Raw genomic sequence first — 18,016 nt, 5'->3', positions numbered from 1 at the left:
GATTCAGAACAACCATTGCCGCAACGAATCCCCCTGCACGAAGCATTCGAGCGCCCTTTAATATGAATTAACGGGGCGGTTATGTTTGGCCGAAGGCTTGTGTCATGATGATCCGACCGCAGGTTAGTCGTCCTCTTCCTATATGAATAGATCCTCCGCGTTGCTCCTCGCTTTTGTCTTCCTAAGCGGCTGCCAGGCCTTGGCACCCGTATCATCGGACGGTACGCCACCGGTCGAAGACAGCACTCCGGCCCCTGAAAAGCCCAAGGTTTACAGTTCGTTCAGCGAAGATACGATCTTCAGTCTGCTGAGTGCGGAACTGGCTGGCCAGCGCAATCGTTTCGACATTGCACTGGACAACTATGTGACCCAGGCCATCAATACTCAGGATCCGGGAATCTCCGAACGGGCGTTCCGCATCGCCGAGTACCTGGGTGCCGATCAGGCAGCGCTGGACACCGCTCTTATCTGGGCGAAAAACGCCCCGGACGATCTGGAGGCGCAACGTGCCGCAGCCGTTCAATTGGCCCGCGGCGGGCGTTATGACGACTCCATGGTCTACATGGAGAAAGTCCTGCAAGGCAAAGGCGACACCCATTTCGACTTTCTTGCCTTGTCTGCCGCCGATACCGACCAGGACACCCGCAACGGCTTGATCAAAAGTTTTGACCGGTTATTGCAGAAACACCCGAAAAACGGTCAGTTGATCTTCGGCAAAGCGTTGTTGCTGCAACAGAATGGTGAATCCGGGGCCGCACTGACCCTCCTTGAAAAAAATCCACCGGAAGATGGCGAAGTAGCACCGCTGTTGCTCCACGCCCGCCTGCTGCAAAGCATGGGTCGTGGCAAGGAAGCCTTGCCACTGCTGGAAAAAAGCATCCGTAAATACCCGGACGACAAACGCCTGCGCCTGACTTATGCACGCATGCTGGTCGAACAGGACCGCATGCACGACGCCAAAGTCGAGTTTTCCAGGCTGGTTCAGCAATACCCGGAAGATGACGAGCTGCGTTACTCACTGGCGCTTGTCTGCCTGGAAGCCAAGGCCTGGGAAGAGGCCAAGGGCTATCTGGAAGACTTGATCGCCCGGGAAAGCCACGTCGATTCGGCGCACCTGAACCTGGGCCGCATCGCCGAAGAACGCAACGACCCACAAGGTGCACTGATCGAATACGCCCAGGTTGCACCGGGCAATGACTACCTGCCGGCGCAATTGCGTCAGGCCGATATTCTAATGAACAACGGTCGCACCAGCGAAGCCGAAAGCCGTTTGGCCACTGCCCGCGACACTCAACCCGATTACGCGATACAGCTGTATCTGATCGAGGTTGAGACCTTGTCTGCCAACAATCAGGGCGATCGCGCCTGGAAAGTATTGCAGCAAGCCTTGCAGCAGTACCCGGACGATCTGAATCTGCTGTATACCCGCGCCATGCAGGCGGAAAAGCGCAATGACCTGGCGCAGATGGAAAAAGACCTGCGGCTGATCATCAAGCACGATCCGAACAATGCGATGGCGCTGAATGCTCTGGGCTACACCTTGTCGGACCGTACAACGCGTTACGCCGAAGCCAAGGCGCTGATCGAACAGGCTCATCAGCTGAATCCGGAAGATCCGGCGGTACTCGACAGCCTTGGCTGGGTGAACTTCCGCCTGGGCAACCTCGATGAAGCCGAACGCTTGCTGCGCCAGGCCCTTGAGCGCTTCCCCGATCAGGAGGTCGCTGCGCACCTGGGCGAAGTCCTGTGGGCCAACGGCAAACAACGCGAGGCCAAGCAAATCTGGGGCAAATTCCTCAAGGATCAGCCCGACAGCCCTACCCTGCGCAGCACCATTAAGCGCCTGACCGGATCCGAGACTTTTTAAGATTATGTTTTTGCGCCACTTTATCGTTTTCAGCTTCATCGCCCTGCTTGCCGGTTGCGCGGGCTTTGGCGCCCGTGAGTCCGTCGAAGGTCACGGCAACCCCGCGCAATGGCGCGTGCACAAACAACAGTTGAGCAGCCTCGATGGCTGGCAGATCAGCGGCAAGGTCGGCATTCGCGCGCCGAAGGATTCGGGTAGCGGCACCTTGTTCTGGCTACAACGTCAGGACTACTACGACATACGCCTGTCCGGCCCATTGGGTCGCGGCGCGGCACGCCTGACCGGTCGCCCGGGCCGGGTGGCACTGGAAGTCGCCAACCAGGGACGCTATGAAGCGCCTACGCCAGAGGCCCTGCTGGAAGAACAACTCGGCTGGAAGCTGCCGGTCTCGCATCTGGTCTGGTGGGTTCGCGGTCTTCCCGCGCCCGATAGCAAAAGCCGCCTGAACCTCGATGCCGACAGCCGCCTGGCCAACCTCGAGCAGGATGGCTGGCAGGTCGAGTATTTGAGCTACGCCCAAGAGAGCGGTTTCTGGCTACCGGAACGAATCAAGCTGCATGGTCCCGACCTTGAAGTCACGCTGGTGATCAAGGACTGGCAACCGCGCAAGCTGGGGCAATGACATGACAACTCCACGCCTGACCCTGCCTGCTCCGGCAAAACTCAATCTGATGCTGCATATCCTCGGTCGCCGTGAAGACGGCTACCACGAGCTGCAGACATTGTTTCAGTTTCTCGATTATGCCGACGAACTGACCTTTGCCGTTCGCGATGACGGCATCATCAAGCTGCATACCGAATTCGACGGCGTCCCCCACGACAGCAATTTGATCGTGCGCGCGGCGAAAAAGCTTCAGGAACAATCCGGCTCCACGCTGGGAATCGATATCTGGATCGAAAAAATTCTGCCCATGGGCGGCGGAATCGGTGGCGGCAGTTCAAATGCGGCGACCACTCTGCTCGGCCTCAATCACCTCTGGCAAACGGGTTGGGATGAAGATCGATTAGCGGCTTTGGGCCTGACATTGGGCGCGGACGTCCCGGTTTTCGTGCGTGGGCACGCAGCTTTCGCTGAGGGTGTGGGAGAAAAACTCACCCCCGTAGACCCCGAAGAACCGTGGTATCTCGTGCTTGTGCCGCAAGTATCTGTAAGTACAGCAGAAATTTTTTCAGATCCACTGTTGACACGTAACTCTCCGCCCATTAAAGTGCGCCCCGTTCCCAAGGGAAACAGTCGAAATGACTGCTTACCGGTGGTAGCAAGGCGTTATCCAGATGTACGTAACGCATTGAATTTGTTAGGTAAATTTACCGAAGCAAAACTCACCGGAACTGGAAGTTGTGTGTTTGGGGGCTTCCCAAGCAAAGCTGAAGCTGATAAAGTCTCGGCCCTTCTTACAGAGACCCTTACAGGGTTTGTAGCAAAGGGAAGCAACGTTTCGATGTTGCATCGCAAGCTGCAAAGTCTGCTCTAAAAGGAACCGGGTGCTGGGCACTCGTTGCAACAGATACAGGGGCGTCGCCAAGCGGTAAGGCAGCAGGTTTTGATCCTGCCATGCGTTGGTTCGAATCCAGCCGCCCCTGCCATTTTCCTATACTCATCCAGGTATACCCTCAGCCTTCAGGTACTGCGCGTGTCCAAGATGATGGTCTTTACGGGGAACGCTAACCCCGATCTGGCTCGGCGTGTTGTACGTCAGCTGCATATCCCACTCGGTGACATTTCTGTCGGTAAGTTCTCCGACGGCGAAATCACCGCTGAGATTAATGAAAACGTCCGCGGTAAAGACGTCTTCATCATTCAGCCGACGTGTGCTCCGACCAACGATAACCTGATGGAACTCGTCGTGATGGCTGATGCCTTCCGTCGCTCCTCAGCAACTCGAATCACTGCGGTGATCCCCTACTTTGGTTATGCCCGTCAGGATCGCCGTCCGCGTTCCGCACGTGTGGCTATCAGCGCGAAAGTCGTCGCTGACATGCTCACCGTAGTCGGCATCGATCGTGTTCTCACGGTTGATTTGCATGCTGACCAGATCCAGGGCTTCTTCGATATTCCGGTAGATAACATCTACGGCTCCCCGGTATTGGTGGATGACATCGAAGACCAACGCTTCGAAAACCTGATGATCGTGTCCCCGGACATTGGCGGCGTCGTGCGTGCACGTGCTGTTGCCAAATCCCTGGGCGTGGATCTCGGGATCATCGACAAGCGCCGTGAGAAAGCCAATCACTCTGAAGTGATGCATATCATCGGTGATGTCGAAGGGCGTACCTGTATTCTGGTCGATGACATGGTCGATACCGCCGGCACCCTGTGCCACGCGGCTAAAGCCTTGAAAGAGCATGGCGCTGCCAAGGTCTTTGCCTACTGCACACACCCTGTGCTGTCGGGGCGAGCGATCGAAAACATTGAAAATTCCATGCTGGACGAGCTGGTGGTGACTAACACCATCCCGCTGTCCGCTGCAGCACAAGCCTGTTCGCGTATCCGTCAACTGGATATCGCACCGGTAGTTGCCGAAGCGGTTCGCCGTATCAGCAACGAAGAATCGATCAGCGCGATGTTCCGCTAAGGGCCCTGCCCTTCGCACTCATCACGATGACGAAAAGCGCCCCGCCCCGGCATTCTTGTTGGGGCGGGGCTTTTTTGCCCATATCGCCTTTAGCGCTGGTCGCAAACGCTGGGGCGAATGTGGTTATTTTGGAGATACAACATGAACGATTTTACTCTGAATGCTGAAGTGCGTTCCGACCTGGGGAAAGGTGCGAGCCGCCGCCTGCGTCGTCTCGCAAGCCTGGTTCCAGCTGTAGTTTACGGTGGCGAAAAAGCCCCTGAATCCATCAGCATGCTGGCTAAAGAAGTTGCCAAACTGCTCGAAAACGAAGCTGCTTTCAGCCACGTTATCGAACTGAACGTTGGCGGCACCAAGCAAAACGTCGTTATCAAAGCTCTGCAGCGTCACCCGGCCAAAGGCCACGTGATGCACGCTGACTTCGTACGCGTTGTAGCTGGCCAGAAACTGACCGCTCACGTTCCAGTGCACTTCATCAACGAAGAAGCTGCCCTGAAGAAAGGCGGCGAAATTTCGCACGTTGTTGCTGAAGTCGAAGTTTCTTGCCTGCCAAAAGACCTGCCTGAATTCATCGAAGTCGACCTGGCTAGCGCCGTAATCGGTTCGATCATTCACTTGTCCGACCTCAAAGCACCTAAAGGCGTTGAGTTCGTAGCTCTGGCTCACGGTAACGACCTGGCTGTTGCCAACGTTCACGCTCCACGTGTTGCTCCAGAAGCTGCAGAAGGCGCTGCAGAGTAATTCACTCTGTACGCCGGAGTTTGTTGGAAACATCGCGGACTAGAGCGTAGCGAGAAAGCGGGCGAGAACGCGGAGTTTACATAATGGTAAATGAGCATTTTTCGTCCACTTTCGCCGCACAACCTCAAAGCGGCGATGCTATCCACAACTCCAAAGAAGGGCCCCTGATGTGACTGCCATACAACTGATCGTTGGCCTGGGAAATCCAGGCACCGAATACGAACAGACCCGGCATAACGCAGGGGCCCTTTTTGTTGAGCGCATCGCATCGGCCCAACGCATCAATCTGGTGCCCGAGCGCAAATTTTTTGGCCTGACCGGGCGCTTCACGCATCAGGGTCAGGATGTTCGTCTGCTGATTCCCACCACGTTCATGAACCGAAGTGGCCAGGCCGTAGCGGCACTTGCCGGTTTTTACCGCATCCCACCGGAAGCGATACTGGTGGCGCACGACGAACTCGACTTGCCACCCGGCGTAGCCAAGCTCAAACAGGGCGGCGGGCATGGCGGGCATAACGGCCTGCGCGACATCATCGCGCAGCTCGGCAATCAGAATACTTTCCACCGCTTGCGGCTTGGCATCGGCCACCCAGGCGTCGCCAGTATGGTTTCAAATTTTGTCCTGGGTCGTGCGCCACGCGCCGAACAGGAAAAACTCGATGCAAGCATCGACTTTGCCCTCGGCGTGCTGCCGGATATTCTCGCTGGTGAATGGAACCGCGCGATGAAAAACCTGCACAGCCAGAAGGCCTGACTCTTATCCGAGGGGAAACACCATGGGATTCAACTGCGGCATCGTCGGCCTGCCTAACGTCGGCAAGTCCACCCTGTTCAACGCCCTGACCAAATCCGGTATCGCGGCCGAGAACTTTCCCTTCTGCACCATCGAGCCGAACAGCGGCATAGTGCCAATGCCCGATCCGCGTCTGGACGCACTGGCGGAAATCGTCAAACCCAAGCGCATCCTGCCGACCACCATGGAATTCGTCGACATCGCAGGCCTCGTTGCCGGCGCCTCGAAAGGTGAAGGTCTGGGCAACAAGTTCCTGGCCAACATCCGTGAAACCGATGCCATCGCCCACGTGGTCCGCTGTTTCGAAGACGAGAACGTGATTCACGTCTCCAACAGCGTCGACCCGAAACGCGACATCGAGATCATCGACCTCGAACTGATCTTCGCCGACCTCGACAGCTGCGAGAAGCAACTGCAGAAAGTCACCCGCAACGCCAAGGGTGGTGACAAGGACGCCGTGGTTCAGAAAGGCCTGTTGGAGCAGTTGATCGCTCACTTCACCGAAGGCAAGCCTGCGCGCAGCCTGATGAAGAACATGAGCACCGACGAGAAAGCGGTGATCCGTGGCTTCCACCTGCTGACCACCAAACCGGTCATGTACATCGCCAACGTTGCCGAAGACGGCTTCGAAAACAACCCGCTGCTCGACGTGGTCATGGCCATCGCCGAAGAAGAAGGTGCAGTGGTTGTACCGGTCTGCAACAAGATCGAAGCGGAAATCGCCGAGCTTGACGACGGCGAAGAGAAAGACATGTTCCTCGAGGCCCTGGGCCTGGAAGAGCCTGGCCTGAACCGCGTGATCCGCGCCGGCTACGAAATGCTGCACCTGCAGACCTACTTCACCGCCGGTGTTGAAGAAGTCCGCGCCTGGACCGTAAAAGTCGGTGCTACTGCGCCACAAGCGGCCGGGGTGATCCACACCGACTTCGAAAAAGGCTTCATCCGCGCCGAAGTCATCGCCTACAACGACTTCATCCAGTACAAGGGCGAAGCCGGCACCAAAGAAGCCGGTAAATGGCGTCTGGAAGGCAAGGATTACATCGTCAAAGACGGCGACGTGATGCACTTCCGCTTCAACGTGTAAAAGAAACGCCCAAGAAAAAGCCGCGTCTCGACGCGGCTTTTTTGTGCCTGGTGATTATCAAACCACCACATATTCCGTAGGAGCGAGGCTTACCCGCGATATAGACGCTACGGTCTTTCTATTAGACCGCGTCATCGTTCTTCGCGGGCAAGCTTCGCTCCAGGATCTCTGACTTATGCCTTTTTGGTTCTCGGCAAAAAGATCGCCAAAACACCGAACAACGGCAGGAACGAGCACAGCAGGTACACGTACTCGATGCCGTGTATGTCGGCCAGATGCCCAAGCAGCGCCGCACCAATCCCGCCGAAACCAAACATCAGACCAAAGAACACCCCGGCAATCATCCCGACGTTACCTGGTACCAATTCCTGTGCGTAAACCACAATGGCCGAGAATGCAGAAGCCAGAATGAAGCCGATCACCACGCTCAGCACGCTGGTCCAGAACAGGTCCACGTGAGGCAGCAACAACGTGAACGGCGCCACGCCGAGAATCGAGAACCAGATGACCGCCTTGCGACCGATCCTGTCGCCGATCGGGCCGCCAAAGAACGTCCCCGCCGCGACCGCACCGAGAAACAGGAACAGATGCAACTGCGAGCTGGCCACCGACAGGTCGAATTTCTCGATCAGGTAAAAAGTGAAATAGCTGGTGAAGCTGGCCATGTAGAAGTACTTGGAGAACACCAGCAGCCCAAGCACGACTAATGCACTCAGTACCCGCCCTTTCGACAAGCCATGGGTTGCGGCCTGGCCCTGCTTGAGTTTGAACAGATTCAGGTGATTGCTGTACCAACGGCTGATCGCATACAGCACGCCCAAGGCGAACACCGCAAACACCCCGAACCAGGCGACGTTGCCCTGGCCGAACGGAATGATGATCGCTGCCGCCAGCAACGGCCCGAACGCCGAGCCGGCGTTACCACCGACCTGGAAGGTCGACTGCGCCAAGCCATAACGGCCGCCCGAGGCCAGTCGCGCGACCCGCGAAGCTTCCGGGTGAAAGGTCGAAGAGCCGATACCAATCAACGCCGAGGCCAACAGAATCAGCGGGAAGCTACCGACTTGAGACAGCATCAAAATGCCAATCAACGTGCTGACCATACCCAGCGGCAGCAGATAGGGCTGGGGATGGCGATCGGTGTAATACCCGACCCATGGCTGCAACAGCGAAGCGGTGAGCTGAAAGGTCAATGTGATCAAACCGACCTGAGTGAAGGTCAGTCCATAGTTGGCCTTGAGCATTGGATAGATCGATGGCAACACCGCCTGAATCAGGTCATTGATCAAATGCGCCAAAGCCACGGCACCGATGATGCGCATGACCAAAGGGCTGGTTTGCGGGGCGGTAGAAGCCGGGCTCGCGGAGGTCTGAAGGTTACTGATAGCCATAAGAGTTTCCGTACAACAGATGGGTGCGCATTTGCAGGTGGGTCAATGTGCCATTTTTCAGTGCAGCAAAGCCATCCCCCTAGCCTGCCAACAACTTCAAACCTTACAACGCATAACGTGATAGCTCAAAGCCATGGTCTGAATCTTGCCTTGCTTATCCACTTCAACGCGGCCCCTTACAAAGGGGACCGAGAATGGGAAGTTTCGCTACAGGGCTCACCGCACAGGGCTCGCGATTGCGATTTTCCGAGGCCTTTAACAGCAAGCACAGGTCCAGGCCACACCGCCAGGACTGCACGCCATTGGTGCGTGGTGCTCAGAGGAGTAGTCGGGCATGCAGGTTTTTCTATCACCAGGAATCAGACTGCTTGGGCGCTTCGGCTTTGCCCGCAAGTTTCAGCTGTTGTTTCTGCTGTTCATCCTGCCGCTGATGGGCAGCCTGTGGATAATCGGCCAGGACTACCGCGACAAGTTAAGCCTGATCTCCGGCGAGCGTGCCGGAGTTCGCCAATTGCTGGCCCTCGACAGTCTGGACAACTTGCTGGCCACTCAGCGTGACCGCGCCGCCCGCTGGCGAGCAACAGAAACCAATCGTCAGCCTACACCGGCGACCCTTGCCGCCATGGCTGCGTTCGACTCGGTCCAGCCCGCAGTCACTCAAGCCGTCACCGACCTCGGCACCGCTCTGCAAACCGAAGGTGCCGTCGGCGACACCTTGAGTCGCTATCAAGGGCTGCAAGCGGCTCTAAGCGGATTGGACTCCAAAAGCCTGAGCAGCGTCGGCTGGTGGCCGGACGGCTACGAGCGCTTCACCGCCGCATTGAGCGCGTTGCAAGCCCTGCGCGAGCAGATAGCCATGGACAACCGACTAATCCTCGCCCCATGGCTGGAAACCTGCCTGCTGACGCAGATTTCCACTCAGCACGCTCCAGACCTGATCGAACGGGTTGGTCGCCTGGCCAGTGTCGGCCAGGCCTCAGTGGTGTCCGGGCAATTCACCCTGCAAAGCCGCCTGCAACTGCGGGACCTGCGCAGCCGCATCGGCGACGCCCGCGAGCAACTGGTGAAGACCGGCAGCCTGCTCGAAGCCCGGCTGCCCAGCGCGTTGCGATCCTGGGCCGGGCAATACCACGACAGCCTGAAGCATCTGGATGACGGCCTCAAAGTGCTCGACGACGGCGTGTTCGGCGGCAGCATCAATCTCAAGCCGCAAGACTTCGAGCGCAGCCTCGACGCCCTCCTCATGGACCTGTCATCGTTGCGCCAACAGTCCCTGGTGTCGCTGGACAGCCGCCTGGATTACTACCAGAGCTCGGCCATCCGCCAATTCATCCTGGTGGCGACGATCTTCGGCGGCCTGCTACTGGCAGCGCTGTACCTGTTCATCTGCTTGCAGACATCGATCCGTCGCAGTGCCAGCGGCATCACCTTGCTGGCCGAGTCCTTGCGTGACGGCAACCTGTCTTTGCAAGTACCGGTACACGGGCGCGATGAACTGGCCGCCATCAGCAGCGCGCTCAACGTCGCGGTGGTGCAGTTGCGTACCAGTCTGCTCGGGGTTGATCACGAAACCCTGCAACTGAGTGACGCAGTACGCACCCTCAACGACCACTCCAGCGGCGCCTTGGGCGAAGTCGAAGCACAGCAATTGCAGATCAGCCAGATCGCCGCGGCGGCGACCCAACTGGCCGCCACCTCACAAGGTGTCGCACACAGCTGCGAACAGGCTTCCGGCAGTGCCCGGCACACCCAGCGTATTGCCGCCGACAGCAGCCGCGACAGTCAGCGGACCACCACCAGCATCCAGCAACTCAACCAGCGCCTGAACGAGACTGCCGCAGCACTTGGCCGGGTCAGCGAGCAAGGGCAGCAGATCCAGCTGGTGGTGGATACCATTCGCGGCGTTGCCGAGCAGACCAATCTGCTGGCGTTGAATGCCGCCATCGAGGCGGCCCGGGCCGGGGAGCAAGGTCGTGGGTTTGCCGTGGTGGCCGATGAAGTGCGCAGCCTGTCGCAGCGCACCCAATCCTCCACCGCGCAAATCGCCGGTACCGTCGATAGCCTGCGGGCCACGGTGAGCGAGGCCGTGGCCTTGATGGAAGCCGCCTGCGATCAGGCACAAACCGATGCCCAGGCAGTGACCGGGCTTGGCGAACGCCTGGTAGAAATTGCCAGTGCGGTGCAAAGCGTCACCAATACCCTGGCGCAGATTGCGACTGCCGTCGAAGAACAGGCCAGCACCGCCGATGAAGTCAGCGGCAATATTCAACAGGTCGATCAAGCGGCCATGCGCCTGCTTGAAGGCGCACGAGCGGTGAACCGCGCGGCGGATACCTTGAGCCAGGGTAGTAAGGCGCTGAGTGAGAATACGGGGAGGTTTCGGTTGAACTAGGTGTCGCAATCTTCTGTAGCAGTTGCCGAAGGCTGCGTTCGAGCGCGCAGCAGTCGCAAAGAGTCCTGACACGATTCAACAGGACACTTGAGTTGCCCGGATTACGACCGCTGTGCGGCCGAACGCAGCCTTTGGCAGCTGCTACGGGGTAGGTGCAGGCCTTCACTTTTGACGTCAGGTCGGGGCCATCAAACCCCGACCACCGCCTCTGGAAACTCTTGCTCCAGCGACGTCGACAACCACTGGATAAACCATTGCACATCCGCCGACAACGCGGCTGACGGCGTCAGTACGCGATAGCTTTCCAGTTTCACCTGGGCCTCAACTGCTCGCACCAGGGTGCCGGCCTCGAGTTCATCGCGTACCAATACTTCGTTGGCCAGTGCAATACCCTGGCCGCTTTCGGCCACCGATAAGGCGTGGTCATTGTTGACGTACAACACGTCGGAAGTCAGGTGAATATCCAGATCATTGGCGGCGAACCACATGTTCCACCATTCGCCGTCGTCAAAGTGGATCAAATTGTGTTTCACCAGATCGACCGGGCTGTGAATCGGCTCGATGCTCGCCAGGTACCCCGGCGTACAAATCGGAAATACCCGCGGGCAGATCAAGGTCGCGCGGGAATTGGCGTACTGCCCATCCAGGCCATAAACGATGCCCAAGTCAGCGCTCTTGCCATCTACTTCGGTAAAGGTCGAGTTGGGTTCGATGGCGAACTTCAACCCCGGTCGCAGATGCCGCATCGCCTCAAGCCTGGGCGTCAGCCAGCGCTTGGCGAAGCCCGGCACCACCATGATCCGCAGCCAGCGCTCGGAATCCCTGGGCAGCAACTCCTTCCCGGCCTCAACGATCAACTGCAAAGCCGCGGAGATTTTGTGGTGGTATTTCTGCCCGGCGACTGTCAGCACAACCCCGCGTGAGGTCCGCTCAAATAGCTGCACGCCAAGCCACTCCTCAAGCAACTTCACATGCCGGCCAATCGCTGGCTGGGTCACGTGCAGCGCTTTTGAGGCTTCGACATAGCTGCCCAGACGCGCCGCCGCATCAAAAGCGCGTACGGCATTGAGTGGCGGCAAACGGTGGGTAGGCATTGGGTAGAACCGCCTCTAGCTATTAAATTATTTAACAGCCCCTATGTTAAAATTGAAGTTTCGCACCTGCAACCCCTCACTGATAATCGAGCCACACCAGAACAACAAGAACAGAACAAAGAGCCCGCCGACGCGGCTCGCTGCACACCCGAAAACATCTCGATCCTGCCCAAAAAAATAATATCCATGGCCTGACGACGCAGCTCTTTGCCGAGCAATTCGAACAGGCGATGGGGGAATCGGAGGTAACGCATGAATGCCCTGCATTCGCTGCAAACGCTGGCTGTGTCCATTCGCTCGGTACGCAAGGTTTACGGAGATCCGCAAACCGGTCCGGTGGCGCTGAAAAGCATCGACCTGGATATCCGCGACAACGAGTTCTTCACCCTCCTCGGCCCTTCAGGCTGCGGTAAAACCACTCTCCTGCGGATGATCGCCGGGTTTGAATTTCCGACCGAGGGCGAGATTCTGCTCTATGGCGAAAACATCGCCGACCGCCCGCCCTTCAAGCGCCCGGTCAACACAGTGTTCCAGCACTACGCGCTGTTCCCACATATGACCATCGCCGAGAACCTGGCCTTCGGCCTCGAATCGCAGCCCATGGGCAAAGTCCTGAGCAAGGTGCAGATCGCCGAGCGCGTGCGGGAAATGCTCGCACTGGTGCAGATGGAACGCTTCGCCACGCGCCGCCCGACACAATTGTCCGGCGGCCAGCAGCAACGGGTTGCCCTGGCCCGGGCACTGGCGCCGCATCCCAAGGTGCTGCTGCTCGACGAGCCGCTTTCGGCCCTTGACCTCAAGCTTCGCCAAGCCATGCGCGAAGAGCTGAAAACCATCCAGGCCAAGACCGGTATCACCTTCATTTTCGTCACCCACGACCAGGAAGAAGCGCTGACCATGTCCGACCGCATCGCCGTATTGTCCGAAGGCGAAGTGCAGCAGGTCGGTCGTCCGGAAGACATCTATGAGCGCCCGCGCAATCGCTTCGTCGCCGACTTTATTGGCGAGACCAACTTCATCGAAGGCCGGGTCTCACGAGTCGAGGCCGGGCTGGCCTGGTTCGATGGCCCGGCCGGTCACCCCTTGCCGGCTCAGCCCTGCAGCGACGTAGCCATCGGCGACAGCGTTGCGCTCTCGGTGCGTCCGGAACGCCTGCATCTGGTGCCAGATGGCGCCACCGGTGCCCTGCCCTGCAGGATCGACGCGCAGATCTACCTGGGCACCGACCTGCAATACCAGGTCAGCCTGGCCGACGGTTCGCGCCTCACCGTGCGCACGCCCAACAGCGTCGACCAAAGCCAGCGCTTCCCGGTCAACAGTCGGGCCGGCCTGCTGTTCGATCGAGGCAGCGCCAGCGTTTTGCTGGATTGAGCAAGGGATTCCCATGCACGCTTCACCGATATCCACCACTCTGGCACGACGCAAGGCCTTCGGCAGCTTCCTCGGGGTGACTCCCGCGCTGCTCGCCATCGGCCTGTTTCTGATCGTGCCGATTCTGATCGTGATCGGCTATTCACTGATGGAAGCCAACCCCTATGGCGGGGTGAACAAGGTCTTCAGCAGCGATGCCTACACCTCGTTGCTGTTCGAACGGCAACTGGACGACAGCCTGGCCTTTGCCGACTCGTACCTGATCATCGCCCTGCGTTCAATCGGCATCGCCGGGCTGACCACGGTCATCACGCTGTTAATCGGTTTTCCAGTGGCGGTCTGGCTGGCCATGCAGCCGGCCCATCGTCGCGGGCTGCTGATATTCCTGATCACCGTGCCGTTCTGGGCCAATCTGCTGATCCGCACCTACGCCTGGATTCTGCTGCTACGTAACACCGGGGTGATCAACAACAGCCTGATGGGGCTCGGCGTGATCGATCAACCATTGCAACTGCTCTATACCGATGGCGCGGTGCTGCTGGGGCTGGTTTATACCTACGCACCGTTCGTGGTGCTGCCGATCTACGCGACCCTGGAAAAGATGGACATCCGCCTGCTGGAAGCTGCGCAGGACTTGTATGCCGGGCGTTGGCGGACGCTGATCAAAGTCGTGCTACCGATCGCCAAACCGGGGATTTTCGCCGGCGCGATCCTGACCTTCGTCCCTTGCCTGGGCGCGATGATTGCCCCGGAACTGCTCGGTGGCGGAACCAAAATGATGCTCGGCAACCTGATTTTCCGGCAGTTCAGCGATGCCCGTAACTGGCCGTTCGGCGCGGCCCTGTCTCTAGTGCTGATGGCCGCAGTGATGCTGGTATTGACCGTTTACGCCCTGCGCGCCGAACACCAGCGCATCGCCAAAGGAGGTGAATGATGTTGCGTCTGCTCAAACGAAACGGGCTCAGCGTGCAGGACTTCCCGGGCTTCGGCGGCTTCAGCTTGCTGTTCTACCTGTACCTCTACGCGCCGATCGTGGTGCTGGTGGTGTTCTCCTTCAACGCCAATCAATCGGCCACGGTCTGGACCGGTTTCAGTCTCGACTGGTACCGCGCGGCGTTTGCCAATCAGGCGTTGCGACAGGCCGCCGGTAACAGCCTGCTGATCGCCGTGTGCGCCAGCATGATCGCCACCGCGATTGCCACACTCGCGGCACTCGGTACCTCGCGGGGCGCCAAATTCAAGGGGATGCAACTGTCCATGGGCGCAATCATGTTGCCACTGGTGCTGCCGGAAATCGTCGTTGGCGTGGCCACGCTGGCGCTGTTCTCCACCATCGGCCTGTCGCTCGGTTACGGCAACCTGATCATCGCCCACACGGTGTTCTGCATCCCCTTCGCCTACCTGCCGATCCGCGCGCGGCTCAACGACATGGACCTGTCCCTGGAACACGCTTCGGCCGACCTCTATGCAGGCCCCTGGAGGACCTTTCGCAAGGTCACCCTGCCACTGCTGATGCCGGGGATCGTCTCCGGGCTGATGCTGGCCTTCATCGTCTCGCTGGATAACTTCGTGATCTCGATGATGGTCTCCCAGGCCGGCACCACCACCCTGCCGATCTTCATCTTCGGCTTGCTGCGAATGGGCGTGACACCCGACGTCAATGCCGTCTCGACCTTGATCCTCGGGGTCTCGGTGCTGTTCGTCAGCCTCTCCTGGCTGCTGGGTAAAAAGAAAGTCTGAACCTGCCAATTCCACCTTGAGGAAATACCATGAGCAAGTTGATCGCACGCTTCGGCACCTCTTTGTTACTGACATTGCCTCTGCTCGGCAGTGCTCAGGCGGCCGAAAAATTGAACGTGGTGAGCTGGAGCGGCTATTTCTCGCCGCAGATTCTCGCCAGGTTCCAGAAACAGACCGGCATCGAAGTCACCGTGGACTCCTACGACTCCAACGAGACACTGTTGGCCAAGCTCAAACAGGGCGGCGCGGGCTACGACGTGGCGATTCCGTCGCACCAGTTCATTCCGATCCTGATCAAGGAACAACTGCTCGAGCGCTTCGACCCGGTCAACCAGCCCTATTACGCCAGCATCGCCGACAATCTGAAAAAACCCACCTGGGACCCGGAAGGTGCGTACTCCGTGCCGTTCATCTGGGGCACCACCAGCGTGGTGCTCAATACCGAGCGCTACAAAGGCCCGACGGATAGCTACAAAGTGCTGTACGAGCCGCCAGCCGAACTGCAAGGGCGGATCAACATGTTCGACTCGGTAAGCGATGTGGTCGACATGGCCAGCCTGTATCTGAACATTCCGCTGTGCAGCGAAGACCCGAAACAGATGCAGCAAGTGCTGACCCTGCTCAAAGCGCAAAAGCCCTTCGTCAAAACCTACAGCTCCAAGGCCGGCTCGATCCGCGAGAACCTGGCCTCGGGTGAAGTCGACATGTCGACCTTCTGGGGCGGATCGTCGATGCGCGCCCGTGAGATGAAACCCAGCCTGCGCTACCTCTACCCGAAAGAAGGCGTACTGGCCTGGGTCGACAACATGGTCATCCCCAAGGGCAGCAAAAACCCGGCTAACGCCAAGGCTTTCATCGCCTTCCTCAGCCAGCCTGAAAATGCCGCGATGACCCAGAACTTCCTCAAGCATCAGAGCCCGATCAAGGGCGTGGAACCCTTCCTCGATGCTGGCCTCAAGGACGCGCCCGAGCTGCACATCCCGGAGGGCACCCAAGTGGTGTTCAGCAAGACCTGCGGCGAAGGCGCTATCCGCCTTGCCGACCGTCTGTGGACCAGCCTGATGCGCTGACCCGACCGCCCCGACAGGGCGTCGGGGCGTTTTCCCAGTCTTCTACAAGGCAGCGTTTTAATGACCTCCAATAACATCAGCGAACTGGTCCTGCTGCAGGCCCACGAACTCGCCGAACGCATTCGCCTGCGCCAGGTGTCGTGTCGGGAAGTGATGCAGACTTACCTGGCCCACATCGAGCGCTTCAACCCATTGGTCAACGCATTGATCAGCCTGCAACCGGCTGACCAATTGCTGGCCCAGGCAGACCTGCGCGACGCAGAACTGGCTCGCGGTCTCTGCCGTGGCTGGATGCACGGTTTGCCCCATGCCATCAAGGATCTGTCGCTGACCCGTGGCATCCGCACCACGCTCGGCTCACCGCTGTACAAAGATTTCGTGCCAGAGCGCGACGGCATCATGACCGAGCGGATCAAGGCCGCTGGCGCGATCATTATCGGCAAGACCAACACCCCGGAATTCGGCCTCGGCTCACAGACCTACAACCCATTGTTTGGCGCCACCGGCTGCGCTTACGACCCGAGCAAAACCGCAGGCGGTAGCAGCGGTGGTGCCGCTGCAGCGCTGGCCATGCACCTGGTGCCGGTGGCCGACGGCAGCGACATGATGGGTTCACTGCGCAACCCGGCAGCGTTCAACAACGTGTTCGGCTTTCGCCCATCCCAGGGCCGGGTGCCGTTCGATGACAGCGCCGACCTATTCATCGACCAACTCGGCTACGAAGGCCCTATGGGCCGTAGCGTACGCGACGCCGCGCTGCTGCTCTCGGTACAGGCCGGCGCGGATGCGCGAGCACCGCTGTCCATCGCCGAATCCGGCAACGCCTTCGCCGCACCACTGGAGCGCGACTTCAAAGGCACCCGCCTCGGCTGGCTCGGCGACTTCAATGGCTATCTGCCGATGGAGAAAGGCATTCTCGAGCTTTGCCAGAGCGCCTTCGCCGACTTTGAAGCCATTGGCTGCAGCATTGAAGCCACGCAACCGGACTTCGCTGCGCAACAGCTCTGGAACAGTTGGCGCAGCCTGCGTCACTGGATGGTCGCCGGCTCCCTGGGCGCTGCCTATGCCGACCCGCAAAAGCGCACACAGTTGAAACCGGAGGCCTGCTGGGAAATCGAAAATGGCCTGAAGCTCTCTGCCAGCGACGTCTTCGCTGCGTCAGTGACCCGCAGCAACTGGTATCGCGCCATCAGCAAACTGTTCGAACGTTACGATTACCTGCTGCTGCCCAGCGCCCAGGTCTTCCCGTTCGATAAAACCACTCCCTGGCCGACCTCCATCGAAGGTGTGACCATGGACACCTATCACCGCTGGATGGAAGTGGTCATCCCCGGCACCCTCTGCGGATGCCCGGTGGCAAACGTGCAGGTCGGCTTCAGCCAGAACGGCCTGCCGATGGGTCTGCAAATCATCGGCCGGCACCAGGCCGACTTCGCCGTACTGCAGCTGGCCCACGCCTATGAACAGGCCAGTCAGTGGTTCCAACGTTGCCCGGCGCCCCGGCTGACAGAGGTATTTCGATAAACAATTGATAGCGTAGATAAATTTTCAATAAAAACGCTTGACGCTTTTCCCTTCTCGGCGAATAATGCGCGCCACTTGGCTACATAGCTCAGTTGGTTAGAGCATAGCATTCATAATGCTGGGGTCCGGGGTTCAAGTCCCTGTGTAGCCACCAAGTACCTGTTTATAGACCTCTACCGAGGCCTATAAACAAATCAAGAAGCCCGCCTAGTGCGGGCTTTCTTGTTTCTGGCTATCTGTCCTTGCATCCCCCCATACCTTCCTTCCATATGTCCCCCCTGTGACTCCTTGCAAGAAAACTGAACCAAGGGGATACAAGGAAATGAAACGCTCCAACATCAAACGTTGCCCTTATCAGCCCGCCCTTTTGGGA

Annotated in this window: 15 protein-coding genes and 2 tRNA genes; 15 read left to right on the top strand and 2 right to left on the bottom strand. The window is 58.8% G+C overall.

The features are described from left to right. Positions 1 to 142 precede the first annotated feature (142 nt). From AC07UI_RS06915 to ychF, 8 genes are all read left to right on the top strand, one after another. Positions 143 to 1,867 carry a tetratricopeptide repeat protein gene (locus tag AC07UI_RS06915; protein WP_494991781.1) on the top strand — a complete coding sequence of 575 codons (1,725 nt, stop codon included), beginning with the start codon at positions 143 to 145 and terminating at the stop codon, positions 1,865 to 1,867. A 4-nt stretch (positions 1,868 to 1,871) separates the two neighbouring features. After that, positions 1,872 to 2,489 carry a lipoprotein insertase outer membrane protein LolB gene (gene lolB / locus AC07UI_RS06910; protein ID WP_494991780.1) on the top strand — a complete coding sequence of 206 codons (618 nt, stop codon included), beginning with the start codon at positions 1,872 to 1,874 and terminating at the stop codon, positions 2,487 to 2,489. 1 nt (position 2,490) lies between these two features. Further along, positions 2,491 to 3,342 (top strand): 4-(cytidine 5'-diphospho)-2-C-methyl-D-erythritol kinase, encoded by an 852-nt coding sequence (ispE, locus tag AC07UI_RS06905; protein WP_494991779.1) that lies wholly within the window; start codon positions 2,491 to 2,493, stop codon positions 3,340 to 3,342. 37 nt (positions 3,343 to 3,379) lie between these two features. Beyond that, positions 3,380 to 3,454 (top strand) — tRNA-Gln (locus AC07UI_RS06900). A 47-nt stretch (positions 3,455 to 3,501) separates the two neighbouring features. Then, a complete protein-coding gene (locus AC07UI_RS06895; RefSeq protein ID WP_003208392.1) occupies positions 3,502 to 4,443 on the top strand; it encodes a ribose-phosphate pyrophosphokinase in 942 nt (313 codons plus the stop codon). 141 nt (positions 4,444 to 4,584) lie between these two features. Next, positions 4,585 to 5,184, top strand: a complete 600-nt coding sequence (locus tag AC07UI_RS06890) for a 50S ribosomal protein L25/general stress protein Ctc (RefSeq protein ID WP_494991778.1) — start codon at positions 4,585 to 4,587, stop codon at positions 5,182 to 5,184. A gap of 169 nt (positions 5,185 to 5,353) precedes the next feature. Next, a complete protein-coding gene (pth, locus tag AC07UI_RS06885; RefSeq protein WP_489072296.1) occupies positions 5,354 to 5,938 on the top strand; it encodes an aminoacyl-tRNA hydrolase in 585 nt (194 codons plus the stop codon). Between the two features lie 22 nt (positions 5,939 to 5,960). Beyond that, complete coding sequence (gene ychF / locus AC07UI_RS06880; RefSeq protein ID WP_494991777.1) at positions 5,961 to 7,061, top strand: redox-regulated ATPase YchF; 1,101 nt, start codon at positions 5,961 to 5,963, stop codon at positions 7,059 to 7,061. A 173-nt stretch (positions 7,062 to 7,234) separates the two neighbouring features. Here ychF and AC07UI_RS06875 read toward each other — a convergent pair whose 3' ends face one another. Beyond that, complete coding sequence (locus AC07UI_RS06875; protein ID WP_494991776.1) at positions 7,235 to 8,452, bottom strand: MFS transporter; 1,218 nt, start codon at positions 8,450 to 8,452, stop codon at positions 7,235 to 7,237. A gap of 334 nt (positions 8,453 to 8,786) precedes the next feature. Here AC07UI_RS06875 and AC07UI_RS06870 point away from each other — a divergent pair, with 334 nt between their 5' ends. Next, positions 8,787 to 10,844 carry a methyl-accepting chemotaxis protein gene (locus tag AC07UI_RS06870; RefSeq protein ID WP_494991775.1) on the top strand — a complete coding sequence of 686 codons (2,058 nt, stop codon included), beginning with the start codon at positions 8,787 to 8,789 and terminating at the stop codon, positions 10,842 to 10,844. A 188-nt stretch (positions 10,845 to 11,032) separates the two neighbouring features. On the opposite strand, the gene AC07UI_RS06865 is transcribed toward AC07UI_RS06870, so the two are convergent. Further along, positions 11,033 to 11,938, bottom strand: coding sequence for a LysR substrate-binding domain-containing protein (locus tag AC07UI_RS06865; protein ID WP_494991774.1), 906 nt, complete (start codon positions 11,936 to 11,938; stop codon positions 11,033 to 11,035). Between the two features lie 252 nt (positions 11,939 to 12,190). Between AC07UI_RS06865 and AC07UI_RS06860 the strand changes: the two genes are divergently transcribed. From AC07UI_RS06860 to AC07UI_RS06835, 6 genes are all read left to right on the top strand, one after another. After that, entirely contained in the window at positions 12,191 to 13,309 is a 1,119-nt protein-coding gene (locus AC07UI_RS06860; protein ID WP_494991773.1) for an ABC transporter ATP-binding protein, read from the top strand. A 13-nt stretch (positions 13,310 to 13,322) separates the two neighbouring features. Further along, complete coding sequence (locus tag AC07UI_RS06855) at positions 13,323 to 14,243, top strand: ABC transporter permease (RefSeq protein WP_494991772.1); 921 nt, start codon at positions 13,323 to 13,325, stop codon at positions 14,241 to 14,243. After that, positions 14,240 to 15,049: an ABC transporter permease gene (locus AC07UI_RS06850; protein WP_494991771.1), complete on the top strand. Its 810-nt coding sequence runs from the start codon at positions 14,240 to 14,242 to the stop codon at positions 15,047 to 15,049. Before AC07UI_RS06855 ends, AC07UI_RS06850 begins: the two co-directional genes overlap by 4 nt. Before the next feature lie 29 nt (positions 15,050 to 15,078). Beyond that, positions 15,079 to 16,119 (top strand): ABC transporter substrate-binding protein, encoded by a 1,041-nt coding sequence (locus tag AC07UI_RS06845; RefSeq protein WP_494991770.1) that lies wholly within the window; start codon positions 15,079 to 15,081, stop codon positions 16,117 to 16,119. Positions 16,120 to 16,179: 60 nt separating this feature from the next. After that, positions 16,180 to 17,643 carry an amidase gene (locus AC07UI_RS06840; protein ID WP_494991769.1) on the top strand — a complete coding sequence of 488 codons (1,464 nt, stop codon included), beginning with the start codon at positions 16,180 to 16,182 and terminating at the stop codon, positions 17,641 to 17,643. A gap of 77 nt (positions 17,644 to 17,720) precedes the next feature. Then, a tRNA-Met gene (locus AC07UI_RS06835) sits at positions 17,721 to 17,797 on the top strand. Positions 17,798 to 18,016: the final 219 nt, after the last annotated feature.

The organism is Pseudomonas sp. GW821-FHT04C07 (assembly GCF_059420325.1).
The sequence above is the reverse complement of the archived record's forward strand: the minus strand, read 5'-3'. Positions and strand labels throughout refer to the sequence as shown.